The 24,281-nt window shown below is 67.0% G+C and carries 26 protein-coding genes; 11 read left to right on the forward strand and 15 right to left on the reverse strand.

Going from position 1 to position 24,281, the window contains the following annotated elements:
* Positions 1 to 2: 2 nt before the first annotated feature.
* The 4 genes from AC1DS0_RS27465 to AC1DS0_RS27480 all read right to left on the reverse strand — a co-directional run bounded on the left by AC1DS0_RS27465 (position 3) and on the right by AC1DS0_RS27480 (position 3,218).
* The gene (locus AC1DS0_RS27465; protein WP_476817396.1) at positions 3 to 1,487 is read right to left on the reverse strand and encodes a type II and III secretion system protein family protein; all 1,485 of its coding nucleotides are present in this window, start codon (positions 1,485 to 1,487) and stop codon (positions 3 to 5) included.
* A complete protein-coding gene (gene cpaB, locus AC1DS0_RS27470) occupies positions 1,484 to 2,260 on the reverse strand; it encodes a Flp pilus assembly protein CpaB (RefSeq protein ID WP_476817397.1) in 777 nt (258 codons plus the stop codon). The genes AC1DS0_RS27465 and cpaB overlap by 4 nt, the downstream gene beginning before the upstream one ends.
* 135 nt (positions 2,261 to 2,395) lie before the next feature.
* A complete protein-coding gene (locus AC1DS0_RS27475; RefSeq protein WP_476817398.1) occupies positions 2,396 to 2,923 on the reverse strand; it encodes an A24 family peptidase in 528 nt (175 codons plus the stop codon).
* Positions 2,924 to 3,053: 130 nt separating this feature from the next.
* The gene (locus tag AC1DS0_RS27480) at positions 3,054 to 3,218 is read right to left on the reverse strand and encodes a Flp family type IVb pilin (RefSeq protein WP_152013129.1); all 165 of its coding nucleotides are present in this window, start codon (positions 3,216 to 3,218) and stop codon (positions 3,054 to 3,056) included.
* Positions 3,219 to 3,644: 426 nt separating this feature from the next.
* Between AC1DS0_RS27480 and AC1DS0_RS27485 the strand changes: the two genes are divergently transcribed.
* Positions 3,645 to 4,190 carry a pilus assembly protein N-terminal domain-containing protein gene (locus AC1DS0_RS27485; protein ID WP_476817399.1) on the forward strand — a complete coding sequence of 182 codons (546 nt, stop codon included), beginning with the start codon at positions 3,645 to 3,647 and terminating at the stop codon, positions 4,188 to 4,190.
* Between the two features lie 233 nt (positions 4,191 to 4,423).
* On the opposite strand, the gene AC1DS0_RS27490 is transcribed toward AC1DS0_RS27485, so the two are convergent.
* The 6 genes from AC1DS0_RS27490 to pcaH form a co-directional block, all read right to left on the reverse strand.
* Complete coding sequence (locus tag AC1DS0_RS27490) at positions 4,424 to 5,923, reverse strand: phosphomannomutase/phosphoglucomutase (protein WP_476817400.1); 1,500 nt, start codon at positions 5,921 to 5,923, stop codon at positions 4,424 to 4,426.
* A 150-nt stretch (positions 5,924 to 6,073) separates the two neighbouring features.
* Positions 6,074 to 6,430, reverse strand: a complete 357-nt coding sequence (locus tag AC1DS0_RS27495; protein ID WP_476817489.1) for a retropepsin-like aspartic protease family protein — start codon at positions 6,428 to 6,430, stop codon at positions 6,074 to 6,076.
* A gap of 335 nt (positions 6,431 to 6,765) precedes the next feature.
* Positions 6,766 to 7,674: a ribokinase gene (locus AC1DS0_RS27500; RefSeq protein ID WP_476817401.1), complete on the reverse strand. Its 909-nt coding sequence runs from the start codon at positions 7,672 to 7,674 to the stop codon at positions 6,766 to 6,768.
* Complete coding sequence (locus AC1DS0_RS27505) at positions 7,671 to 8,567, reverse strand: 2-dehydro-3-deoxygalactonokinase (protein WP_476817402.1); 897 nt, start codon at positions 8,565 to 8,567, stop codon at positions 7,671 to 7,673. Before AC1DS0_RS27505 ends, AC1DS0_RS27500 begins: the two co-directional genes overlap by 4 nt.
* Positions 8,568 to 8,759: 192 nt before the next feature.
* Positions 8,760 to 9,335 (reverse strand): protocatechuate 3,4-dioxygenase subunit alpha, encoded by a 576-nt coding sequence (pcaG, locus tag AC1DS0_RS27510; protein ID WP_476817403.1) that lies wholly within the window; start codon positions 9,333 to 9,335, stop codon positions 8,760 to 8,762.
* Complete coding sequence (gene pcaH / locus AC1DS0_RS27515) at positions 9,325 to 10,038, reverse strand: protocatechuate 3,4-dioxygenase subunit beta (protein ID WP_476817404.1); 714 nt, start codon at positions 10,036 to 10,038, stop codon at positions 9,325 to 9,327. The genes pcaG and pcaH overlap by 11 nt, the downstream gene beginning before the upstream one ends.
* A 215-nt stretch (positions 10,039 to 10,253) precedes the next feature.
* On the opposite strand from pcaH, the gene AC1DS0_RS27520 reads away from it, so the two are divergent.
* Complete coding sequence (locus AC1DS0_RS27520) at positions 10,254 to 11,138, forward strand: aldose epimerase family protein (protein WP_476817405.1); 885 nt, start codon at positions 10,254 to 10,256, stop codon at positions 11,136 to 11,138.
* Positions 11,139 to 11,141: 3 nt separating this feature from the next.
* Here AC1DS0_RS27520 and AC1DS0_RS27525 read toward each other — a convergent pair whose 3' ends face one another.
* The 3 genes from AC1DS0_RS27525 to ubiE form a co-directional block, all read right to left on the reverse strand.
* Positions 11,142 to 11,780, reverse strand: coding sequence for a L,D-transpeptidase (locus AC1DS0_RS27525; RefSeq protein WP_476817406.1), 639 nt, complete (start codon positions 11,778 to 11,780; stop codon positions 11,142 to 11,144).
* A 181-nt stretch (positions 11,781 to 11,961) separates the two neighbouring features.
* On the reverse strand, positions 11,962 to 13,521 hold the full coding sequence (gene ubiB / locus AC1DS0_RS27530; protein ID WP_152013137.1) for a 2-polyprenylphenol 6-hydroxylase: 1,560 nt from the start codon (positions 13,519 to 13,521) through the stop codon (positions 11,962 to 11,964).
* 16 nt (positions 13,522 to 13,537) lie between these two features.
* A complete protein-coding gene (gene ubiE / locus AC1DS0_RS27535) occupies positions 13,538 to 14,299 on the reverse strand; it encodes a bifunctional demethylmenaquinone methyltransferase/2-methoxy-6-polyprenyl-1,4-benzoquinol methylase UbiE (protein ID WP_476817407.1) in 762 nt (253 codons plus the stop codon).
* Between the two features lie 95 nt (positions 14,300 to 14,394).
* Between ubiE and mutM the strand changes: the two genes are divergently transcribed.
* A complete protein-coding gene (gene mutM, locus AC1DS0_RS27540; RefSeq protein WP_476817408.1) occupies positions 14,395 to 15,285 on the forward strand; it encodes a bifunctional DNA-formamidopyrimidine glycosylase/DNA-(apurinic or apyrimidinic site) lyase in 891 nt (296 codons plus the stop codon).
* Positions 15,286 to 15,293: 8 nt separating this feature from the next.
* Positions 15,294 to 15,875, forward strand: coding sequence for a chloramphenicol phosphotransferase CPT family protein (locus AC1DS0_RS27545; protein ID WP_476817409.1), 582 nt, complete (start codon positions 15,294 to 15,296; stop codon positions 15,873 to 15,875).
* On the opposite strand, the gene AC1DS0_RS27550 is transcribed toward AC1DS0_RS27545, so the two are convergent.
* Positions 15,876 to 16,349 (reverse strand): SRPBCC family protein, encoded by a 474-nt coding sequence (locus AC1DS0_RS27550; RefSeq protein ID WP_476817410.1) that lies wholly within the window; start codon positions 16,347 to 16,349, stop codon positions 15,876 to 15,878.
* Positions 16,350 to 16,417: 68 nt separating this feature from the next.
* On the reverse strand, positions 16,418 to 17,275 hold the full coding sequence (locus tag AC1DS0_RS27555) for a LysR family transcriptional regulator (RefSeq protein ID WP_476817411.1): 858 nt from the start codon (positions 17,273 to 17,275) through the stop codon (positions 16,418 to 16,420).
* Between the two features lie 142 nt (positions 17,276 to 17,417).
* Between AC1DS0_RS27555 and AC1DS0_RS27560 the strand changes: the two genes are divergently transcribed.
* The 7 genes from AC1DS0_RS27560 to dnaN all read left to right on the forward strand — a co-directional run bounded on the left by AC1DS0_RS27560 (position 17,418) and on the right by dnaN (position 24,274).
* On the forward strand, positions 17,418 to 17,876 hold the full coding sequence (locus tag AC1DS0_RS27560; protein WP_476817412.1) for a nuclear transport factor 2 family protein: 459 nt from the start codon (positions 17,418 to 17,420) through the stop codon (positions 17,874 to 17,876).
* A gap of 119 nt (positions 17,877 to 17,995) precedes the next feature.
* Positions 17,996 to 18,769 carry an enoyl-CoA hydratase gene (locus tag AC1DS0_RS27565; protein ID WP_476817413.1) on the forward strand — a complete coding sequence of 258 codons (774 nt, stop codon included), beginning with the start codon at positions 17,996 to 17,998 and terminating at the stop codon, positions 18,767 to 18,769.
* Between the two features lie 119 nt (positions 18,770 to 18,888).
* Positions 18,889 to 19,887, forward strand: coding sequence for a threo-3-hydroxy-L-aspartate ammonia-lyase (locus AC1DS0_RS27570; RefSeq protein ID WP_476817414.1), 999 nt, complete (start codon positions 18,889 to 18,891; stop codon positions 19,885 to 19,887).
* Positions 19,884 to 20,279: a RidA family protein gene (locus tag AC1DS0_RS27575; RefSeq protein ID WP_476817415.1), complete on the forward strand. Its 396-nt coding sequence runs from the start codon at positions 19,884 to 19,886 to the stop codon at positions 20,277 to 20,279. The genes AC1DS0_RS27570 and AC1DS0_RS27575 overlap by 4 nt, the downstream gene beginning before the upstream one ends.
* Before the next feature lie 169 nt (positions 20,280 to 20,448).
* On the forward strand, positions 20,449 to 20,715 hold the full coding sequence (rpsT, locus tag AC1DS0_RS27580; RefSeq protein ID WP_091835631.1) for a 30S ribosomal protein S20: 267 nt from the start codon (positions 20,449 to 20,451) through the stop codon (positions 20,713 to 20,715).
* A gap of 788 nt (positions 20,716 to 21,503) precedes the next feature.
* The gene (dnaA, locus tag AC1DS0_RS27585) at positions 21,504 to 23,018 is read left to right on the forward strand and encodes a chromosomal replication initiator protein DnaA (RefSeq protein ID WP_476817416.1); all 1,515 of its coding nucleotides are present in this window, start codon (positions 21,504 to 21,506) and stop codon (positions 23,016 to 23,018) included.
* Between the two features lie 137 nt (positions 23,019 to 23,155).
* Positions 23,156 to 24,274, forward strand: a complete 1,119-nt coding sequence (dnaN, locus tag AC1DS0_RS27590; RefSeq protein WP_100964436.1) for a DNA polymerase III subunit beta — start codon at positions 23,156 to 23,158, stop codon at positions 24,272 to 24,274.
* The last annotated feature ends 7 nt before the right edge of the window (positions 24,275 to 24,281 follow it).

A 24,281-nucleotide genomic window follows, 5' to 3' on the forward strand; every position in this document is an offset into this window, starting at 1 on the left:
CATCAATCGGCGATGAAGCCGACGCGGCCCTTGTAGGCCTGCGGAATCGGCCCGCCGCTCGTCGACCCATAGATCTTGTTCAACCGGCCCATCAGGATCGTCTGGGCATCATGCGCCTCGACGAAGCCGTCATCCGGGCGCTGCAACCCGTTGGGGCCGACCGGCTTCACGATGTAGGGGGTCACCGCGATCATCAGCTCGGTCTCCTCGCGCTGATAGTCGCGCGAGCGGAACATCGTACCGATGATCGGGATGTTCATCAGAGCCGGCAGCCCGTTGATCGCCTGACGCGAGACGCGCTGGATCAACCCGGCTGTCGCCAGCGTGCCGCCCGACGGCAGTTCGACAGTGGTGTCGGACTTGCGCACGCGGAAGCCGGGCGCGTTGACGGCCGTTGTCTCGGTGGGGTTGAGGCGCAGCTGGTTCTCGAAATCGAGCTCGGTGACCTCGGTGGCGATGCGCATCGAGATCTTGCCCTCGGACATCACGATCGGCGTGAAGTTCAGGGAGACGCCGACCGGCTTGTACTCGATGTTGAGAACACAGCGGTTGGTCGTGTCGCAGGAATAGCCTTTCGGGATCGGTATCTCGCCGCCCGCGGTGAATTTGGCGCTTTCGCCGGAGATCGCCGTCACGGTGGGCTCGGCCATGACGCGGGACAGGCCGGCGCGCTCGAGCGCTCGCATCGTGATATTGGTCGAGTTGCCGATGCCGGCGCTGATCGCCGTAGCAGCCAGCTGCTGCGGCTGCAGCGAGAACGGGGTGTCGATCTTCGGCGTAATGCTGAAGTTGCCGAGTTTCCACTCGCCGGTCGAGTTGATGCCGAGCTGCTTGATCGCCTTGCGGGACACTTCCGAGACGGTGACCTTGACCATGACCTGGTCGCGGCCGCGAATGGTCAGCGAGTTGATCACCGCGCCCTTGGTCGCGTTCGCGCCTTCGCCGGAAATGCCGACAAAGGCGTTGGCGATGTCCATGGCCTGCGTCGCCTCGGAGGCGCTCGCGACATTGCCGACCAGCAGGATCGAGTTCCCGGCCGGCTTGACCTGGATGTCGGCGCCCGGCATCGCCGTGCGCAGCGTCGTGCGGAGCACGTTGAGATCGCGGCCGACCTCGATTTCCAGCGCCGTGATCTGCCTGCCCTCGGCATCCATCACGAACATCGAGGTCGAGCCATCGGCCATGCCGATGACGAAGAGCTTGCGGGCCGAGCGGACCACGGCATTCGCCACCTTGGGATTGGCGACGAAGACCTCCTTGGCGTCGCGCGGCAATTCGACGATCAGCGAGCGGCCGATCGAGAGATCGAGCCGGCGCGAAATCGCATGCTCGCTGGCACCGACATTCAGAACCGGCGCCGCGCCCTTGCCCTGCGCCAGCGCCGGAACGGTGCAAAGCGGCAAGGCCAGCGGCAGGATCGCCAGCGATAAGGCGAGGGCGCGCTGCGGTCGACGAGCCAGCGGATTGGAGTTCGGCATGGAAATCATGGCTTCACCGCCTTGGTGACGACGCCGTAGCGCACGAGCGTGAGGCCGCCGTCATCGATCGGCGCGCCCTTGTCGCCGGCATCCTGCAGGCTGCGCAGCGCCAGCGAGAGGCTGCTGGTCTTCTGTGCCAGCGTCACGGCCTCGACCTGCTTCGGGTCGAGCTCGAGCGTCGCGGTCTCGCCCACGACGACCTTCTCGCCGTTCTTTTCCTGGATGCTCTGGCCGATCGCCAGCACGCGGACATTGGCGATCAGGGTCTCGCTGACCGGCGGCGACCCGTCCTTGGAGTTGCTGTCGTCCCGGCTCGTGCGGATCACATCGACACGGTCATTGGGCAGGACGAAGCCGCCGGCGGTGTTGGCGCCGCGATTGTCGGTGGTGATGGCGACGGCGCGCTTGCCGGGCGGCAGAATCGCCGAAAGGAAGCCGGAATCGGCCTTGAGCAGTTTATCGCGGCGGATCGGTTCCGAGCCGTAGAGCGGCGCGCGGGCGATCTGGCCGACGAATTCGGCTTCGCCTCCAGGAAGATCCTGGCGGCGGATCACCTCGGTGGGCAGGCTCGCCAGCGGCCAGGCCAGCCATTTCAGATCGCCGGCCGCCAGCTTGTTGCCGAGCGGGACGTCTGCGGCGGCCACCAGCACCTCGACGGTCGGTGCCGGCTCGTATTTCGTCACCGACGGCGTCGTGACCTTCGGCGGCCGGCCGATCAGGAGCGCCGCGCCGAGGCCGGCGACGACCGCTACGGCAAGAATGATGATGCGGGCGGGACTCATGGCACAGGATCCTTGGCCGGCATGCGCCGGCCCTCACCAGGATCGTGGCCTTCGAATCGTCAACTTATGGTTAACCGAAGGTATCTTTTTGCGCGGATCGCCGTTTCGTCCGTCGCCAGAGCGGCTCTGGAGATCTCAGACGCCCGTGGCGGCGCGCCAGATCGCCGTATCGGGAAGGGCGACAAGTGCTGCGGCGGCGAGAGCGACGCCGTAAGGCACGCCCTGCTTGATATCGTGCAAGCGCTGCGCCCAGGCCCAGTTGCTGGCCATCGCCGGCAGCGGCGCGGCCCGCAGGAGCATGATCACGCCGGTCAACAAGCCGCCACTGAGCGCGGCGACGAAGAGGTATGGCAGCAATTGCTCGAAACCGAGCCAGAGAGCCGTGGCCGCGGCAAGCTTGGCATCGCCTCCGCCGATCCAGCCGGCGGCAAACATGCCGAAGCAGGCGACCAGCACCAGAAGGCCCGCGGCCAGATGCCAGATCGCGGCGCTCAGGCCGAAGCCGATTGTCGCCGCGCACACTCCGAAAGCGACAACCAGGAGCGCACACAGCCAGTTCGGGATCGTCATGGTCATGAGATCGCTGGCCGCGGCATAGGCCATCGCAGCGGGAAAGACGATCAGGACGACGATCAACGGCAATGACATGACGACGATCCACATGGCGGGCTCGTGCGAAGATGGGCCAGGCGCATCACCAAAGCCTTACTGCGGACGTGCGTATGGCGTTCTGCATAAAAAAGCGCCCCGGATCGATCCGGGGCGCTCATATCGGCGGGTGACGCCGACGATCCTACTGCAGGCCGGCCAGGACCGCCTGGAACTTGGCGTTCAGCGCCGGACCGATCGCGGTCCAGGTGCTGATGCAGACCACGGCGATCAGGGCGGCGATCAGGCCGTATTCGATAGCGGTGGCGCCCGACTCATCCTTGGCGAAGCGCGCGAACAGGTTCTTCATGGGGTAGCTCCTTTGCACCACGTTTGACTGCTGCCTTCGCTCTAGATGGCTTCGGTCAGCGACAGGAGTGACATTACGGCGCCCATCTTGCCGATCAGTTAAAGAGACCCAATAATTCGCCGAATTTTATAGGTCTTCACTCGATGGTTAATACGCTTTTAGCGCGGCACGTCAGTTAACGAGAGGTATAAACCCTTCGATACTTAAAATAAAACTCGCTCTGCAAATCAGACAAACGCCGCATGACGCTTCGTTAGTGTGCGCGCACCGACACCAGAATGCGTTCTTCATTGCGGGCGATCAGGCTTCCAGGACCGAAGCGGGAGCCGGATTGGCTCGGGAAATCGCCATCTTAGCAATCCATTCATCATTTTCGGCTTACCTCGTCCCGTTCGAAACCTTGAGGCGCGTGCGAGGTCCATTGTGATGCCGGGATCGCGGCTCTCCAAATCCTTCCAGAGGCTGGCCCTTGCCGGGCTCGTAGCGGCTGCCGGCTCGAGCCTTTCGGCCGATATCGTACGCGCACAGGCCCGGCTCATTCCCGCGCCGACCCCGGAAACTCGGGGCGAAACCGGCGATGCAAGAACCGAAGCGGTCCAGGTGACGGTCGATCACGCCAAGGTGCTGCGACTGCCCGAGAAGGCCCAGACGGTGATCGTCGGCAATCCGGCGATCGCTGACGTCACCGTCCAGCGCAATGGCGTGATGATCGTGACCGGCAAGAGCTACGGCGTCACCAACCTGATCGCGCTCGACGCGACCGGCGCCCTGCTGGCGGAATCGAGCGTGCGCGTCGGCGCAGCCAGCGATTCGATCCTGACGGTGCAGCGCGGCCTCGAGCGCGAGAGCTATTCCTGCACGCCCAACTGCCAGCCGAGCGCCCAGCTCGGCGACTCCAAGGCGTTCTTCGACGGCACCAGCGGCCAGAGCGGGGTTCGCAACGCCGCGGCGACGGGCGCGGAGAAGAAGTAGCTCCTCGGTTCGCCACCAGAGCACAGCCACGCAGTCATTCCGGGCGCGCGATATCCCCTCTCCCCTTGCAGGAGAGGGTTCGGGATCGCGCGACGCTATTCGTTGGCGGCGCGCCCGGCATTCAGAAGCTTCCAGACCTGAGCGACCCCTCATCCGGCCCTTAGGGCCACCTTCTCCCGCCAGGGGAGAAGGTAGAGTCGCGGCCTGCCCCGCCCGGCCGCAAGGCCGCCCGATCAGATCGTCTGGTTGTAGGCGCCGACTTCCGGGTTCTCCCGGAGAACGCCGTCGATCGCCTTGAACATCTCGCGCATGCGCGCTTCCGAGACCGGGCTCTCACAGACCACGACCAGCTCCGGCTTGTTCGAGGAAGCGCGGATCAGGCCCCAGGTGCCGTCCTCGTTGACGACACGCACGCCGTTGACGGTGATGACGTCGCGGATCGCCTGCCCGGCGATCCTGTCGCCTGCCGCCTTCATCGCTTCGATGCGCTTGGTGATCTTGTCGCTGACGCCGTACTTGATCTCGTCGGCGCACTTGGCCGCCATGGTCGGCGTGCCCCAGGTCTTCGGCACGGCGGCATAGAGCTCGGCCATCGACTTGCTGGGGTTGCGGTCGAGCATGTCGATCACGGCGATGGCGGTGACGACACCGTCGTCATAGCCGCGGCCGACCGGCGCGTTGAAGAAGAAGTGGCCAGACTTCTCGAAGCCGGCGAGGGCGTTGAGATCGCGCACCCGGCGCTTGATATAGGAGTGGCCGGTCTTCCAGTAGTCGGTCTTGACGCCGAGCTTCTGCAGTTCCGGATCGGTCGAGAACAGGCCGGTCGACTTGACGTCGACGACGAACTGCGCGCCCGGATTGAGCCTGCCGAGGTCGCGGGCCAGCATCACGCCGATCTTGTCGGCGAAGATCTCCTCCCCATGGTTGTCGACGACGCCGCAGCGGTCGCCGTCGCCGTCGAAGCCGAGCGCGACATCGGCGCCGTGCTGCTTCACGGCATCGGCCATGGCGTGCAGCATCTTCATGTCTTCGGGGTTCGGGTTGTAGCGCGGGAAGGTGTGGTCGAGCTCGGCATCCATCGGGATGACCTCGCAGCCGAGCGCTTCCAGGATCTGCGGCGCGAAGGCGCCGGCCGTGCCGTTGCCGCAGGCGGCGATGACCTTGAGCTTGCGCTTGATCTTCGGGCGGTTCGTCAGGTCGGCGATGTAGCGCGCCGGGAAATCGGGCACGAACTGATAGGAGCCGCCGCCCGGCAGGTCGAAATCGCCGGCGAGGACGATGTCGCGCAACTGCCCCATCTCGTCGGGGCCGAAGGTGACCGGGCGCTGGGCGCCCATCTTGATGCCGGTCCAGCCATTGTCGTTGTGCGAGGCGGTGACCATGGCGACGCAGGGCACGTCGAGCTCGAACTGGGCGAAATAGGCCATGGGCGACATGGCAAGGCCGATGTCGTGGACCTTGCAGCCGGCCGCCATCAGGCCGGTGACCAGCGCCATCTTGATCGAGGAGGAGTAGCTGCGGAAATCATGGGCGGTGACGATCTCGGGCTTGACGCCCATGCGCCGGATCAGCGTGCCCAAGCCCATGCCGACGGCCTGGACGCCCATCAGGTTGAGCTCTTTCCCGAAGAACCAGCGCGCATCGTATTCGCGGAAGCCGGTCGGCTTCACCATCGGCAGCGATTCATACTCGAAGGTGTTGGGGAAGAGCTCGGGCAGGGGCTTCGGAAACATCGGGCCATCCAGTTTCGAGGACATCATGCAGCGAGAGGCTGCGGAACGGACAGGCCACAGGCTACATGAATGCAGCCTGAGCATGACGTGGCGGGAACGCAAGGGCGGCATAGCCGATCGGCATGGGGTTGGGAACCGACAGCACGCTGCTCAGCCGCGCAGGACCATGCGGCCGCCCTCGACCTGGTAGCCGCGCAGCCGGCGCAGGAAGGATGTGCCGAGCAGGCTGACCGACAAGGCCCCGGCGGGCAGCACGACCGCCTCGACATCGCGTACCAGGATGTCGCCGAGCCGCACCTCGCGCAGCATGGTCTTCGCACCCCGCACCACGCCGTTGGCGGTGCCGAGACCCACCGAATAGGCGGAGCGGTCCGGCCTGATCCCGAGCGCGCGGGCATCGGCATCGGTCAGCACGATCAGGCTCGCACCGGTATCGACCATCATCTTCACGCGGTAATTGTCGATCGCGGGATGAACGACATAGTGGCCGCGATAATCAGCGTTCACCGTCAAGACGGGCTCGGCCTTAGCCGGCGCGGGCGCACTCGGAGCGGCACGCGCGGGAGCTGGCTCCGGGTTCGCCATCCGATCGAGACTGCCTGCGGCGTTCAGGGCGGCAACGCCGGCGATCCCGGCAATGCCCAAGAACCAGACGATCGGCCGCTGGGCCATGATCGATTTCCCCTTCCCGCCTCATGCCTGCGACGCTGCGGGCAAAGGTGCTGACCAAGGGTAAATCGGCGTGCCGAAACCGCCGCAGCCGACGCGTTTGCGCCTTGCGGAACACCGTCAGGCTTAATTCGCGCTCAACCGGATCGATCGCGTTCTACGGAAAGCTCGTCCTACAGGAAGCTCTTGCCGGCCAGAGCCTCGATCGCCTCGCGGCGCGGCACGCTCGGCTGCGCGCCGGCCACCGTGCAGGCGAGCGAGCCGGCGGCGAGCCCGCGCTGCAGCGCGCAGGAGAAGCCGAAGCCGGCCTGCAGCGCCGCGGCGAAGGCGCCGACGAAGCTGTCGCCGGCTGCGACCGTATCGACGGCATCGACGACCGGCGCCTCGAGCCGGCGCCGGACGCCGCCATGCCAGCCGACCGCGCCTGCACTCCCCAGCGTGACGATGCAGGCGATGCCGCGCTCGCCGTCGATACGCCGGGCGATCGCGTCGGGCTCGGTCTCGGTCCAGCCGAGCGAGCCGGCGAGGATCAGCGCCTCGTGCTCGTTGACGATCAGGATATCGGTCAGCGCCAGCAATTCCGGCGCCGGCTCGCCGGCCGGGGCGAGGTTGAGAATCACCCGGCCGCCACCCCCGCGCATCGCTTGCGCGGCGCGCAGGCATTCGCTTTCGGGCACCTCGCGCTGGAGCAGCAGCATGTCGCCCTCGCCCGGCTTCAAGGCTTCGACCGCATCGGCCCTGGCCAGCGCGTTGGCACCGGCCGCGACCACGATCTGGTTGCTGCCGGCCGCATCGACAGCGATGAAGGCCGCGCCGGTCGGCGCCTCGACGCGCGCCACATGAGCGAGATCGACGCCGTCTTCGGCCAGGAGCCCGAGCGCGATCTCGGCGAAGCCGTCGCGGCCGACCGCTCCGACCATCGTCACCTGCGCGCCGGCGCGGCGGGCCGCCAGCGCCTGGTTAGCACCCTTGCCGCCGGGATGCAGCGCATAGCCCGGGCCAAGCACGGTCTCGCCGGCGCCGGGCAGGCGTTCGACCGGGGTGACCAGATCGACATTGAGCGAACCGAAGACGGTGATCATGCCTGAAGGCCCCGGGCGAGCCGGGTGACGCCGGCGACAAAAGCGTCCTCGGGCGTGGTCAGGCCATGGTCGAGCCCGGCAGCGGCGAGCGCCCGGCCGTAGCTACCAGCCAGCACGCCGTCGGCGACGAGGTGGAGATTGCCGAGGCCGCCGAACAAAGCGCGGGCGCCCTCGATCTCCTGCGCCACCAGCAAGGCCGAGAGATAGGGCCCGACCGCGCCGCCCTGCATGCGCCCGCCAAGAACATCGCTGCGGGCATGGAAGGCGGCGTTGAGCAGACCGCCCGGCCGCTGCGCCGCGGCAAGTCCGCGCCGCATGCCCTCGGCCGCGTCGCCATCCTTCGGCTCACTGGCGAGGCGAGACAGGATCGAATGCTCGCGCAGCAGGCCGTAGATCTCGCCGGTCATGAAGCTGGCGAAGCGGGTGATGCGGCCACCCTTGACCTCGGCCCATTTCGAATGAGTGCCGGGCAGGCAGGCGATGCCGTCGGTCAGCCCGAGGCCGACAATCAGCGTCTCCTCGCCGCGCATGACGTCGAAGGCCCCTTCGTCGCAGGAGAGGCCGGGCAGGATGGTCGCGGCCGTGCCGTCGTCGAGCGTGACGGCGAGGCCGGCTGCCGCGATCTCTTCAGGGCTAGCCGGGCAGGCGACATAGGGCGCCTCGACCCAGCCATTGCGGCTGCCGACCATGCCGGCGAGCAGCACGGCAGCGTCAGGGCGAGCCTTTCGGAACTCTCCGGCGATCTCGGCAAAGGCGGCCGGGAAACCGCCAGGTGGCACCGACTGGATGCCGCGATCGGCGACTCGTTTCGCCAGCACGACCCCATCCTCGCTGATGAGGAAAGCGCGGGCGCGCGTCGTGCCCCAGTCGAGCGCGATCAGGGGTGTGGGCATGGCAGGCTCCGGCAGAGCAGAACGGCGGCCGGGAACTCTTCGTCTTTCCGGGGCGACGCGCAGCGGCGAGCCCGGAACCCAGAGCCGCAGGTTAACGGGACGGAGACGCAAGCCCGGCCGCGCCTTTCCGTCAAGCCCCGAGGTTATGGATTCCGGGCTCAGGCCTTCGGCCTGCCCCGGAATGACAGTAACTCAGACATCGAAGAAGACCGTCTCGCCCTCGCCCTGCAGGCGGATGTCGAGGCGAAAGATGCCGTCCGCGCCGCGCGTCGCGATCAGCGTGCCGCGGCGCTCCGCCGGCACCAGCGCCAGGACCGGGTCCTGCGCATTGCCGGGCTCGTCGTCGAAATAGATCCGCGTCGCCAGCCTGACCAGCAGGCCGCGGGCGAAGACCGAAACGGTCAGATGCGGTGCCTGTCGCGAGCCATTTGGCCCCGGCAGAGCGCCAGGCCGGATCGTCTCGATGAAGAAAACGCCCTCCGCGTTCGTCTCGGCCCGGCCGAAGCCGGTGAACCCGGCATTGCCGGTGGCATGGAAGCGGCCTTCGGCATCGGCCTGCCAGGTCTCGATCATCGCATCGCCGACCAGGGCGCGATCGCCATCGAAGACCTTGCCCTCGATGCGGATGCGCTCGCCGGCAACGCCTTCGCTGGCGACCTGCTCGGTCGCGATCTCCGGCCCGCCATAGGCCCGCGGCGTCAAGGAGTAGGCGAAGAACGGGCCGATGGTCTGGGACGGAGTCACGCCATCAGGCTTCTCAGTGCTCATGCGGTTCCTCCGTCGGCGTCGCCTGCCGGCCGCGCAGCACGATGTCGAAACGATAGCCGAGCGCCCATTGCGGCTCGGTGATGTCGAGATCCAGGTGCGAGACCAGCCGGTTGCGCGCCCGCTCGTCGGTGATCGACTGGAAAATCGGGTCGAAGCGGAAGAGCGGATCGCCCGGGAAATACATCTGGGTGATCACACGCGACAGGAAACTCGGCCCGGAGAGCGAGAAATGGATATGCGCCGGCCGCCAGGCGGTGTTGTCATGGTTGAAAAAGGGGTAGGCGCCCGGCTTGATCGTGACGAAGCGATAGCGCCCCTGCGCATCGGTGACGGCGCGGCCGGCACCGGTGAAGTTCGGGTCGAGCGGCGCCGGATGCTGGTCGCGGACATGGACGTAGCGGCCGGCAGAATTGGCCTGCCAGATCTCGATCAGCGTATCCGGCACCGGCCTGCCGTCCTCGTCGAGGACGCGGCCGCTGACGATGATGCGCTCGCCGAGCGGCTCGCCGGCATGGCGACGCGTCAGATCATTGTCGATCTCCGAAACCGCGACATCGCCGAAGACGGGACCCGTCGTCTCCGACAGGCTGTGCGGCAGGATGATCAGCGGTTGCGACGGCGCCCGCTTCAGCGTGCTGCGATAATCTGGCGAGTTGTTCAGCGGGTGGGCCTTCTGCCCCTCGCGCGGATAGATCAGGCTCATGCCGCCACTCCATCGGCTGTGCGGACGCGCGCCTCCGGCAAAAGGGCGAGTCCGGGCGAGCCGAACGATGAGTCTCGGCCAGCGTCGCAGGGAAAGGCAAGGCCCTGCCGAAGGCAACCTCATCCTTGACGCCGGACCGGGATCGAGACGATTTTCCTGCCGCCGACGTGCCGAGCACCATGCGCCGAGGCCCCTGAATGCCCGAGGACATCGGAATGCTCACGCTCTCATCCGGCCGCTACACGGCCCGCATCGCCCCCGACGCGGGCGGCACGATCGCCGCACTCGACTGGCAAAGGCCGGACGGGACGACGCTGCCGCTGCTGCATGCGCCGGTCGGCCTTGCGCCGCAGACGCAGACGCCGAACAAGTTCGGGGCCTGGGCGATGCTGCCTTTCGCCAATCGCGCCTTCGACGGCCTGGTCGACGACGGCCATACCCGCTTCAAGGTGCCGTCCAACAACCCTGCCGGCACGATCCACGGCTTCGGCTGGCAATCCGCCTGGCAGGTCGAGCGACAGGATGCCGGTCATACCGTGCTGGTCCACCGCCGTATGGCCGGCCCGGATCCCTATCGCTACCTCGCCAGGCAGGACATCCGGCTGGGCGAAGACGGTATGACCGTGACGCTGTCGCTGACCAACGAGGCCGACCAGGCCCTACCGTTCGGCATGGGCCTGCACCCCTGGTTCCCCTGCGCCGCCGACACGCGCCTCTCCATGAGCGCGACCGGCGCGCTGATCTTCGGCGACCAGTTCCGCGCCACCGGCACGCAAGCCTTCGGCGATGGCGGCCCCTATGCCGGCAACCCGATCTTCGCCACCGGCGCCGAGACCGCCTGGAGCTTCCTCGGCTGGGACGGAACCGCCCGGATCGAGACGCCCTCGACCGGGCTCGCCATCACGCTGAGCGCGAGCGAGAGCCTGCGCTATCCGGTGGTCTGGGCGCCGGCCGGCGTCGATTTCCTTTGCGCCGAGCCGCAAAGCCACGCCGCGGGAGCACCGAGCGAGAAGATCGTGCGCGAAGCCTCGCCGCTCGCCCGGCTGCAACCGGGCGAGACCTTGGAAGGCTGGGTGCGGATCGCCGCCGAAGCTATCTGAGCGCTAGCGCCAGCCCGGCCCCGACATCGGCTGGAAGCCGATCGCACCGGCCGGGATCGCCGGCCTGAGCAGCATCTGCTCGCGCGCCTCGCCCCAAGCCGGGCCCTGGCGCTGCTGCTTGGCGGTCAGCACGGCCTTCTGCGTCTTGATCTTGGCCTTGGCGATCTTGTGCTTGGAGCCCGAGGACGCCTTGGCGAAGCGCGAGAGATTGTCGGTCGCGGCGCCATTCAGCGCGATGCGGGTGCTGCCGGAGCCATGCTTCTTGACCAGCGCGAACAGCTTGGCGGCATTGGCCGGGTGCAGGCGGATGCAGCCATGCGAGGCCGGGCGGCCGAGCGCGCCGACGGCAGCGGTGCCGTGGATGGCATAGCCGCCGCGGAAGAACACGGCATAGGGCATCGCCCCGCCATATTTGCGCGAGTACCAGCTGCGCTCGAGCCGGGTCGGGCGATAGACGCCATTGGGCGAGCGGAAGCCCTTGCGGCCGGACGAGATCGCCCAGTTGTAGGTTTCACCGTCGCTGGTGGCGACGCTCATCCGCTGGGCGGCGATATCGACGCGGACATCGACCTTGGCCTGCGCCGAGGCGAGGCCGGCGAGCGAGGCGCATAAGAAAGCGAGAATGCCGAGAAGGCGGGACATGACGCGACTCCTGAACGACGCAACCTGAGGAAAACGGCTCTTTGGTCGCTGTCGCTCAGGCGCGTGCGCCATGCGAAGTCAGCCCCGGCCTTGCCCTAAAGGAATCCGGAGGGGCCGATGCTTGTAAAGCGCAAACCGCTAAAATGGTTTCCAATCGTCCGCCAGCAATGCCGGCAGTTTGCTAGTCGAAGAACGCGATCCAGGCGAGCAGCGCCGCGATCAGCCAGAGCGCCCAGTTGCCCCAGCGGTTACGCGCCGCTTCCGCCCGGCCGATCGCCTGGATGCTGGCCTCGTCGAGCGAGAAGCCGTGGCGCGAGGAATCTTCCAGCTGACCGAGCACGCGCTCGGCCCGGCCGACCGTCTCCGGCAGGTTGGCGAGGCTTCCGACAAGGGTGCGCACGCTGCGGCCGGCATCCTCGATGCGCCCGATCGGGCCGAGATTGCGCGTCAGCCAATCGCGCACCACCGGCTCCGCCGTGGTCCACATGTCGAGATGGGGATCGAGCGTGCGGGCGACGCCCTCGACCACCACCATGGTCTTCTGCAGCATGACGAGCTCGGTGCGTGTCGCCATGTCGAACAGGCCGGTGATCTCGAACAGCAGCGTCAGCACCTTCGCCATCGAGATCTCGTCGGCGCGCCGGTCGTGGATCGGCTCGCCAACGGCGCGGATCGCCTGGGCAAAGTCGTCGACCGAGTGGTGCGGCGGCACATAGCCCGCCTCGAAATGCACTTCGGCGACGCGGCGATAGTCGCGGGTGATGAAGCCGAAGAGGATTTCGGCGAGGAAGCGCCGCTCCTTGTGGCCGAGGCGACCCATGATGCCGCCATCGACCGCGACGAGCCGGCCCTCGGCATCGACGAAGAGATTCCCCGGATGCATGTCGGCGTGGAAGAAGCCGTCGCGGATCGCATGCTTCAGGAAGGACTGGATGACATTGCGGCCGAGCGCCGGCAGGTCGTGCCCGGCAGCGCGCAGGGCCTCGACGTCGGAGAGGCGGATGCCGTCGATCCACTCGTCGATCAGGATCTCGCGGGCGGTGAGCTGCCAATCCGGCACCGGCACGCGGAAATTCGTGTCCTCCTTGGTATTCTCGGCGAATTCGGAGAGGGCAGCCGCCTCCAGGCGCAGGTCCATCTCCATCGCGACCGAGCGCGCCAGCGTCTCGACGATGGCGACGAAGCGCAGGCGGCGTGCCTCGGGCGAGCGACGCTCGGCGAGCTCGGCGCCAAAGCGCATGGCCGCAAGGTCGCGGTGGAAGCGGTCGCGGATGCCGGGCCTGAGGATCTTGACGGCGACCTCGCTGCCATCCTTGCGGCGGGCGCGATGGACCTGGGCGATCGAGGCGGCCGCGACCGGCTCGCCGAATTCGGCGAAGATCGCCTCGACCGACTCGCCATGCGCGGCTTCGATCGCAGCACGGGCCTGCGCCATCGGGAAGGGCGCCATCCGGTCCTGCAGTGCGGACAGGTCCTCGGCAATCTTCATGCCGACGACGTCGGGCCGCGTCGCCAGGAACTGGCCGAACTTGACATAGGACGGGCCGAGCCGGGTCAGCGCCGCGGCAAGCCTCGTCGCGGAGGAGCCGGCGCCGCGTCGCTCGATCAGGCGGCCGAGCGCGATCAGCGCCCGCGCCGCAGGCGGCAGCACGGAGGGATCGACGAGCGCGAGCGCGCCCTCACGCGCCAGCACGAAGCCGACCCGTGCCGAGCGGGCGAGATGGGCAAGCGCGGAGATCATGCGGCGGCAGCGCCCGTCACAGCTTCCAGCCGGAATGCAGCGCCACGACCCCGCCGGTCATCGGCGTGAAGCTGGCGCGGCGGAAGCCGGCGTCCGCGATCATGTTGGCGAAGATCTGCGGACGCGGGAACTTGCGGATCGACTCGACCAGATACTGGTAGGGCTCGGCTTCGCCGGTCACCATCCGGCCCATCGGCGGGATGACGTTGAACGAATAGGCCTCGTAGACCTTGTCGAGCAGCGGCACGTCGACATGGGAGAATTCGAGGCAGAGGAAGCGGCCGCCACGCTTCAGCACGCGATAGGCCTCGGCCAGCGCCTTCTCGATGCGCGGCACGTTCCGGATGCCGAAGGCGATCGTATAGGCGTCGAAAGTCGCGTCCGGCAGCGCCAGCTCCTCGGCATTCCCCTGGACGAAACGGATGCGCTCATCATCCGGGAAGCGCTTTTGCGCCCGCTCGCGCCCGACGGCGAGCATCTCGGCATTGATGTCGAGGACGGTGACGTCGGTCTGCGGCCCGCCCTCCTCCAGCACCTTGAAGGCGACATCGCCGGTGCCGCCGGCGACGTCGAGATGATGGAAGGGTCGGTCGCGCGGCGGCTTCAGCGCCGTCAGCAGCGCCTCCTTCCAGACGCGGTGCAGCCCGGCTGACATCAGGTCGTTCATCAGGTCGTAGCGGCCAGCGACCTTGTGGAAGACGTCGTCGACCTTGGCCTGCTTCTCGCCGAGCGGCACGTTCTCGAAGCCGAAATGGGTGGTGTCGGAGGCTGCTGTCACGGTTGGGCCGCTCTTGTGTTCGGGTGAGGCGATGAATAGCGAAAGCGTCGGGGCTTGTCGCGGGCCCTCTCGACGCATGCTGAAGAGCTAATGCCATGCCTGAACTTCCCGAGGTCGAAACCGTCCGGCGCGGATTGGAGCCCGCCATGCTCGGCGAGCGCTTCGCGCGCGTCGAGCAGAACCGGCCCGATCTGCGCTTTCCCCTGCCCGAGCGCTTCGCCGAGCGCCTGACCGGACGGCGCATCGAGGCGCTGTCGCGGCGGGCCAAGTACCTGATCGCCGATCTCGATGACGGGCAGGCGCTGGTCATGCATCTCGGCATGAGCGGGCGCTTCATCGTCGAGGCCCCCGGCACGCCGCCGACCGAGCCCGGCGCCTATTACAACGAGATCGGCCGGCACCTCATTCACGACCATGTCGTCTTCCATCTGGGCTCGGGCGCGCGTGTCACCTATAACGACGTCCGCCGCTTCGGCTTCATGGATCTCGTGCCGCGCGCTGGGCTGGAAACCTCCAAGCATTTCGCCGGAATGGGAATCGAGCCGCTCGGCAACGAGCTCTCCGGCGAGCTCCTGGCCAAGTTGTTCTCCGGCAAGATCGCGCCGCTGAAAGCCGCGCTGCTCGACCAGCGCCTGATCGCCGGCCTCGGCAATATCTATGTCTGCGAGGCGCTGTTCCGCGCCGGCCTGCACCCGGAGGCCGAGGCCGGTTCGCTGGCGACGCCGACCGGCAAGCCGCGCGAGAAGGCGCATCTCCTGGCACAGATCATCCGCGACGTCCTGGAGGAGGCGATCGCCGCCGGCGGCTCGACCTTGCGCGACTTCGCCCATGCCGACGGCTCGCTCGGCTATTTCCAGCATCGCTTCAAGGTCTATGACCGCGAGGACGAGCCTTGCGTCACGCCGGGCTGCGGGCATCTGGTCAGGCGGCTCGTCCAGTCCGGGCGCTCGACCTTCTATTGCGAGAGCTGCCAGAAGCGGGCCTGAGGACCATGATGCCCGACGCTCCTCGCCCACCCGGCAGGATCATCCTGCTCAACGGCGCCTCCAGCAGCGGCAAATCCTCGCTGGCGCGCGCCGTGCAGGCCCGGATCGAGGAGCCGTTCTGGCACATCTCGATCGACCATTTGCGCGATGCGGGCGTGCTGCCGACCGCCCGCATCCGCAGCGGCGAATTCCCGTGGGCCGCGATGCGCGACGCCTTTTTCGAGGGCTTCGAGCAGTCGCTGCTCGCCTATGTCCGCTGCGGCAACAACGTGATCGTCGAGCACATCATGGAGAGCCGCCCCTGGCTGCTGCGGCTGGCCGGGCTGCTCGAAGGACAGGACGTCTTCTTCGTCGGCCTGCATTGCGATCTTGCCGAGCTGGAGCGGCGTGAGGCCGCCCGCGGCGACCGGCGCATCGGCGACGCCCGCCGCGACTTCCACCAGATCCACAGCTATTGCCGCTACGATGCCGAGCTGGATTCTTCCACCCCACTCGAGATCAATGCCGACGGGTTGATCGCCGCCTGGCGCTCGCGCACGACGCCCTCGGCCTTCCAGCGCCTGCTCGCCGAGGCCGGGCCGGCCGCCTGATCAGGCGTTTTCAATGAACTGGGCGAGGTTCTCCAGCGTCGAGCGCAGGCCGGCATCGTGATCGGCCTTGCCGATGCCGGCCGGGACGTTCTCGCACAGGATGGTCACCTCGGTGCCGTCGCGCACCTCCTTGAAGCGCCAGGTCATCGTCATCGTGCCGGCGAAAGCCGGGTCATCCGAGACGAAGCCAACCTCCCAGACAATGCGCTCACCGGGATCGAGCGCGATGAAGCGGCCTTCGACAATGTCGCTGTCGGCTGTGGCCTTGCCGGGAGCCCCGCTGGGATCGTCATAGGTCAGGACCATGCGGTAACTGCCGCCCGGATGCGGCTCGAAGCGCTCGATCTTCGCCCGCATCCCCTTGGGCGGCAGCCATCGCGACAGCACGGCCGGATCGGCGAAGGCATTGTAGACCGCCCCGGGCGACGCCTTGACGAGGCGCGAGGCGGTATCGGTTCGGGTTCTTCCGGTCATGCGCACCTCCTCTTCGGCGGCCATGCCTTATCAACGCGCAAAATGGCCCCAGGGGACCAACGGCGCGGTTAGCTTCGCACCACACTCCTGAATGCGGCCGAAAGCGCGGCGAGCGCGTCACGCGGGCGCCCGTCCCTGACCCGCGTGTGCAACAGGATCGGCAGGCGCGGCAAATCGGGCAGGCCGAGCCTTTGCCCGACATCGACCGCGCCGAAGGGCAGCATGCGCGGCGCCAGCGCCGCGACGCCGAGCCCGACCGTGACCGCCGCGGCGACCGCCGTAACGCCGCCGCCGACGAAGATCTCCGTCCAGGACACCCCCGCTTCGTCGAGGAGCTGCCCTGCCATCACCCGCACGCCGCAGGGTTCGGCCATGGTGGCGACCGGCAGCGGCTCGCCCGGGCGATGCTGCCAGGCCGGCGCGGCGAACCAGCCGAATTTCTCGTCCGCGAGCAGCTCGCCATCGCTGCGCCCGGCATGCAGGCGCACGATCACCGTGTCGAGCTCACGCCGGTCGAAGCTCTGGAGCAGCTCACTGGAGGTCCCGATCCTGATCTCGATCACCAGCTGCGGGTCCTGCGCATTCATGCGCGCGATCAATGCCGGAAGGTCCGGCCCCGCAACATGGTCGCTGATACCGATGGTCAGGCGTTCCCGGATCGTCGCGAAAGCCGAGAGTGCGCGATCATGCACCGTCAGGAGCTCGCGGGCGTGATCGAGAAATGCCACGCCACGCCCCGACAGCTCGACACGCCGCGGCGTCCGCTCGACCAGCCGGCAATCCAACCGCTGCTCCAGGCGCTTCAGCTTCAGGCTGACCGCGGCCTGGGTCGTCCGCATCGCCTCGGCGGCGCGGGTGAAACTGCCGAGATCGGCGATGTGGACGAAAGCCTGGACGGAATCGAGATCGAGTGGCGGCTTGATCATAACCATTGATTATTATTGAAATCGATATCGATAGCATATCAAAATGACTTGGCTCCCGCTACCGTCAATCTGCTCGATCGCTCTCGCGATGGCCTCTCCGGATGGTCCTTGCAGATCGCATATCCAGCGACAGGAGCTTGCGATGACAACGATGACCAGGGAGCCCGCGCGGCATGTTCGCGATGACGAGGCGGCATGGGCCGAACCGGCGGTCGACGTTTCAGCCGTGGCGGAACTGACCGCGGCGATCCAGAAATATTTCGACCTGATGTACGACTGCGATACGTCCCGCCTCCAGCAAACGTTCGCGCCGACGGCCCAGCTGCACGGCTTTCGCGACGGCAAGTTGATGGCGTGGCCTATGCTGGTCTACCGCGACATCCTCGATAAGCGCCAATCGCCGAAGTCGGTCGATGCCGTGCGCGAGGACGAGATTCTGCTCATCGACTTCGCCTCCACGACCCAAGCGATGACGAAAGTGCGTGTGAGGGTCAACACGATGGTGTTCGTGGACCATCTGACCTGGCACCGGATCGACGGCACCTGGCTGATCACCTCGAAGGGATTTCATGTCGAATCCCAGGATGGCCCGCCGATCTAGAGGCTCAGGCAGAGCAGGTTGCGCCGAGGCTCGCATCGCGCCGTGCGTCCGCGCGCATGGACCACGGCCCGGCTGGCCGCTATTCGTGGCCGGGACACAGCGCATCCAGGAGGCCTGCCATGGCTTATGAGACCATTCTCGTCGAGGTGAAAGGCAAGGTCGGCATCATCACGCTGAACCGGCCGCAGGCCCTGAATGCGCTGAACGTCCAGCTCATCGCCGACATCAATGCGGCGCTCGACGGCTTCGAGCGCGACGACAACATCGGCTGCATCGTCATGACCGGCTCGGAGAAGGCCTTCGCCGCCGGCGCCGACATCAAGGCGATGCAGGAGCGCAGCTATCCCGGCACCTATCTCGACGACAAGTTCGCCGACTGGGACCGGATCAGCCAGCGGCGCAAGCCGATCATCGCTGCGGTCGCGGGCTTCGCGCTCGGCGGCGGCTGCGAGCTCGCGATGATGGCCGATTTCATCATCGCCGCCGACAACGCCAAGTTCGGCCAGCCCGAGATCAACCTTGCCGTCATCCCCGGCGCCGGCGGCACCCAGCGCCTGACCCATGCGATCGGCAAGGCCAAGGCGATGGACCTTTGCCTCACCGGCCGCTTCATGGATGTGAACGAAGCCGAGCGCGCCGGGCTGGTCGCCCGTATCGTTCCGCTCGCCGAGCTGATGACCGAGACGCTCAAGGCGGCCGAGCAGATTGCCTCGAAGTCGCTGCCCTCGCTGCTGTCAGCCAAGGAATCGGTCAATCGCGCCTTCGAGACGACGCTGGCCGAAGGCCTGCGCTTCGAGCGCCGCGTCTTCTCGGCGCTGTTCGGCACGCACGATCAGAAGGAAGGCATGGCCGCCTTCATCGAGAAGCGGAAGCCCGAATTCAAGAACTACTGAGACAGGCGAGCCCCGGCCGATCAGCGCCACGCATGGCCGGGGCCAGTTTCTTTCACTTGAAAGGCCGACGGCGCTGCTGGACCATGGCTGCTCACTCTTAAGAGCACGCAGGATTTGCCATGACCGCCGCAGCCCGCTCCCTCACCGACGGCATCGCGCTGCCGAGCTATGCCGATGTCGAAGCGGCGGCACAGCGCATCGCCGGCGTCGCGCATCGGACGCCGGCGCTGACCTCGCGCACCGCCAATGAGCGCACCGGCGCCAATCTCGTCTTCAAGGCCGAGAACCTGCAGCGCATGGGCGCCTTCAAGTTCCGCGGCGGTTACAATGCCATCGCGGCGCTGACGCCGGAGCAGCGCAAGGCCGGCGTCCTGACCTATTCCTCCGGCAACCATGCCCAGGCGATCGCCTATGCCAGCAAGCTGCTCGGCGCGCCGGCGACGATCATCATGCCGCTCGACGCTCCCGCGGCGAAGGTCGCCGCGACCAAGGGTTATGGCGCCGAGGTCGTCACCTATGACCGCTACACCCAGGACCGGCTCGAACTGGGTGACCGACTGGCGGCCGAGCGCGGGCTGACGCTGATCCCGCCCTACGACCATCCCGAGGTCATCGCCGGCCAGGGCACGGCGACGAAGGAGCTGATCGAGGAAGCCGGCGAGCTCGACGTACTGCTGGTCTGCCTCGGCGGCGGCGGGCTGCTCGCCGGCGCGCTGCTGGCGGCGAGAGCGCTCAATCCTGGCTGCAAGGTCTATGGCGTCGAGCCGGAGGCCGGCAATGACGGCCAGCAATCCCTGCGCAAGGGCGAGATCGTCAAGATCGACGTGCCCAAGACCATCGCCGACGGCGCCCAGACCGCCTTCCTCGGCAACTACACCTTCCCGATCATCCGCGATCTCGTCGAGGACATCGTCACCGTGCCGGACGCCGCCCTCGTCGCGGCGATGCGCTTCTTCGCCGAACGGATGAAGCTCGTGGTCGAGCCGACCGGCTGCCTTGCGGCGGCGGCCGCCTTCACCGGCGCAGTGCCGGTGGCGGGTAAGCGCGTCGGCGTCATCCTGAGCGGCGGCAATGTTGACCTCGCCAGCTTCGCCCGTTTCATCGGTGAGGGCGCGTGAGCGAGATCGAGACGATCCTGTCGCCTGATGTGCCGGCGCCGGCCGGGCATTATGCGCAGGCAGTCGCGTATAAAGATCTGGTCTTCGTCTCCGGCCAGCTCGCGCCGCGCCCCGACGGCAGCCATACCGCCGGCGAGCCCTTCGCGGTGCAGGCCCGCCAGGCACTCGACAATCTCCTGGCAGTGCTCGACGCCGCCGGTTGCGGCCCGGCCGATGTGCTGAAGGTCACCGCCTATCTGGTCGGCGCCGCGCATTGGCCCGAGTTCAATGCGGTCTACGCCGAGGTCTTCGGGCCGCACAGGCCGGCCCGCGCAGTCGTCCCGGTGCCGGAGCTGCATCATGGCTATCTCGTCGAGATCGAGGCCGTGGCGGTCCGCCGCAAGGCAGGTTGAAGGCGGCTACGATTCCGGCGTTGACGCCAAGCGCGGCAGGAACTATAGGGTCGGGCCTCGCGGCGGTCTTGCTCCGGCAGGACCGTCGCTCGCATTTTCAACTGAAGGTCCGTGGTCGTGCCAGCCGGCGATAGCCAGGCGCTCACCGCGATGAGGACGAGGACAGACCATGGCCAACACGACTTCGGCCAAGAAGGCCGCGCGCAAGATCGTGCGGCGCACCGAAGTGAACAAGGCGCGCCGCAGCCGCGTGCGCACCTTCCTGCGCAAGGTCGAGGAGGCGATCGCCTCCGGCGACAAGAGCGCCGCCGCCGCTGCTCTGCAGGCTGCCCAGCCGGAGCTGATGCGGGCCGCACAGAAGGGCGTGGTTCACAAGAACACCGCTTCACGCAAGGTTTCGCGTCTCGCTCATCGTATCGGTGCGCTGGCTTCCTGATCGCCGTTCATCAGAGCGGATTTGCGAGCAGTTTTCGACCCGGCCGAAAGGCCGGGTTTTTGTTTGCCTGCCAGCCGGCGGGAGGCGCCCCGATGTTGCGGCGCAACACCCGCTGTCAACGGCGATTCCGCAATCTTTCCACGACTTTACCGACTTGACTTCAATGCCGATTTAGAGGTCAGAAATCGTCCCGCGCGGGACTTTTGACCGCACAAAATTCCTCCATATTTTTCATCATCTTAGTGGGCAAAGCAATTCAGCTGGGTGAATCCCCGCTCCCCGAATGGGGTGGAGGATGGGCTTCGAAAAAAAAGATTCGGAGCCGGCGCGAGACCCGCCCGGTAAAGAAAAGCTTAACTTCCCCAACTGATTGCGAGACACCTTCCGGTAGGGCAGACAGTGGTCGGAATGCCCCTTCACCACGAAGCCGGCTGAGGGGGATATTGCCCCCGTTCGAGGCGGCCCTGTAAGGTCCTTTTCATCGGCGGGCGGACAGCGATGTCCAACCGGCTCTCCAAAGAATTGTTGATGTTTTTGGCTTACAACCAGGCGGGGTTGGAAGAATGAGTTTCTATGTCTTAAAGATTTAAACGCCTTGAATAGACCATAGCCGCAGCCGATCTTTTTAGAGCGCGCGGCTCTACCTCGAAAAGCGTTGGGAAGACCTCGCTTCGCGGCTCTCGCGCCGCCGAAGGCGGGAGGCGTTTTTCTCGATGAACAAACCACTGCATGGCCAACCTCGGAAAACGTGGCGGCAACATGCACGACAATGGAATGGGGCAATTGGAATGTTCGAGCGGATGGAGACTGGCAATCTGGTTGAGACTGCGGCCACCCCTGTGGTGACCAGGCTTGCCCCGACTGAGCCGGCGAGCGTCGCCGGGACCAAGGACCGTTGGGACAGGGTCCGCCGGCGCCTGCGCGCCGAGCTCGGCGAGGACGTCTTCTCGAGCTGGTTCGCGCGCGTCGAGATCGGCGCGGTCGTCGAGGGCGTCGCCCACCTCACCGTGCCGACCCGCTTCCTGAAGAGCTGGCTCGAAGCCCATTATGCCGAGCGCCTGCGGGCGCACTGCATGGCCGAGCTCGATGCGCCCAACGGCGTCGCCCTTTCGGTGCGCCAGGTGGCGCGAGAGAGCAGCGAGCCCTGCCAGGACCTCTCGGCGCAGCGGGCGCGCCCGGCCCAGGCTCGCCCAGCCACCCCGATGTCGGATGTCGCTCCCACTTCGGCCGCCACCCCGGCCAGCGATCGCGACCCCATGGACGCCTGCGGCACGCTGCTCGACCGGCGCATGACTTTCCAGAGCTTCGTCGTCGGCAAGTCGAATGCGCTCGCCTTCGCCGCGGCCGAGCGAATCTCGGCGGCCCCCGCCGGCTCGACGCCCTATAACCCGCTCTATCTCCATGCTGGCGTCGGCCTCGGCAAGACGCATCTGATCCAGGCGATCGCCCAGGATGCGCGCCAGCACGGCAAGCGCGTCGCCTATTTCACCGCGGATCGCTTCATGTACGGCTTCGTTGCCGCGCTGAAGTCGCAGACGGCGCTCGCCTTCAAGGAGAAGCTGCGCGGCATCGACCTTTTGATCGTCGACGACGTCCAGTTCATCCAGGGCCGTTCGATCCAGCAGGAGTTCGGCCATACGATCAATGCGCTGATCGATGCCGGCAAGCAGATCGTCGTCGCCGCCGACCGGCTGCCGACCGATCTGGAGGCGCTCGACGAGCGCATCCGCTCCCGGCTCGCCGGCGGCCTCGTCGTCGAGATCGGCGAGCTCGACGAGGCGCTGCGGGTCAAGATCCTGACCACCCGCCTCGATGGGCTGAAGGCCGCCCATCCGAGCTTCCACGTCAATCCGGACGTGATCGCCTATGTCGCCAAGCTCGTCGCCACCAATGGCCGCGATCTCGACGGCGCCGCCAACCGCATCCTGGCGCATGCGACGCTGACCGGCGCCAGCGTGACGATGGAGACGGCGGAAGCGGCGATCCGCGATCTCGTCCGGACGCGCGAGCCGCGCCGGGTCAAGATCGAGGACATCCAGAAGCTCGTCGCGACCCGCTACAATGTCAGCCGCGCCGACATCCTGTCGGAGCGCCGGACAGCGGCGGTGGTCAAGCCGCGCCAGATCGCGATGTATCTCGCCAAGGCGCTGACGCCACGCTCGCTGCCCGAGATCGGGCGCCGCTTCGGCGGGCGCGACCACACCACCGTGCTGCATGCGGTGCGCAAGATCGAGAAGGCCATCGTCGAGGACCGTCTGCTTCATGACGAAGTCGACCTCCTGAAGCGCATGCTGCAGGAGTGAGCCTCGGGCGGCCACTCTTGCGTTAACTGTGCAGGCGGGCTCGCGCGCCCTTGCGCGCGGCCCGGCCGTCCGGCAATGTCGCGGGCCACCTTTCTGCCTGCCGGCTCGCCGCGGGCGCCAGCATGCCAGAAGACGCCATGAAGGTTACGGTCGAACGCTCCACGCTCCTGAAGTCGCTCGGGCATGTCCATCGTGTCGTCGAGCGGCGCAACACGATCCCGATCCTGTCGAATCTCCTGCTGCGCGGCAGCGAGGACGGGTTGAAGCTGAAGGCGACCGACCTCGACATCGAGGTGGTCGAGACCGTGCCGGCCGACGTAGTCGAGTCCGGCGCGACCACGGTCCCCGCGCACACGCTCTACGACATCGTCCGCAAGCTGCCAGACGGCTCGCAGGTCTCGCTGGAGACCACCGGCGAGACCGGCCAGATGGTGCTGCGCTCGGGCCGCTCCCGCTTCACCCTGCAGACGCTGCCGGAAAGCGATTTCCCCGACATCACCGCCGGCGAGATGGCGCATCGCTTCGTGCTGCCGGCCGGCGAGTTCAAGCGCCTGATCGACAAGACCCAGTTCGCGATCTCGACCGAGGAGACGCGCTACTATCTCAACGGCATCTATCTGCACGCCATCGACGTCGACGGGCGCCCGGTGCTGCGCGCCGTCGCGACCGATGGCCATCGCCTCGCCCGCGTCGACACCGCGGCCCCGCAGGGCTCGCTCGGCATGCCCGGCGTGATCGTGCCGCGCAAGGCCGTGGCCGAGATCCAGAAGTTGCTGGAGGACGGCGAGAGCGAGGTCCAGATCGAGCTCTCCGCCACCAAGATCCGCGTCGCCACAGCCGAGGTCGTGCTGACCTCCAAGCTGATCGACGGCACCTTCCCCGACTATCAGCGCGTCATCCCCTCCGGAAACGACAAGCTGCTCACCGTCGACCGGGGCGATTTCGCGGCCTCCGTGGACCGCGTCTCGACCATCTCGTCCGAGCGTGGCCGCGCCGTGAAGCTCTCCATGGCCGATGGCCGGATGACGCTCTCGGTGACCAATCCCGATTCCGGCTCGGCGACCGAGGAGATCGAGGTGGACTACGACGCCGGCCCGCTCGATATCGGCTTCAACGCGCGCTATCTGATGGACATCGCCGCCCAGCTCGACGGCGACACTGCGCTGCTCAAGCTCGCCGATCCGGGTTCGCCGACGGTGATCCAGGACCGCGAAGGCGCTTCGGCCCTCTATGTGCTGATGCCGATGCGGGTCTGATCCCGCG

Source organism: Allobosea sp. P4_H5, from assembly GCF_056400825.1.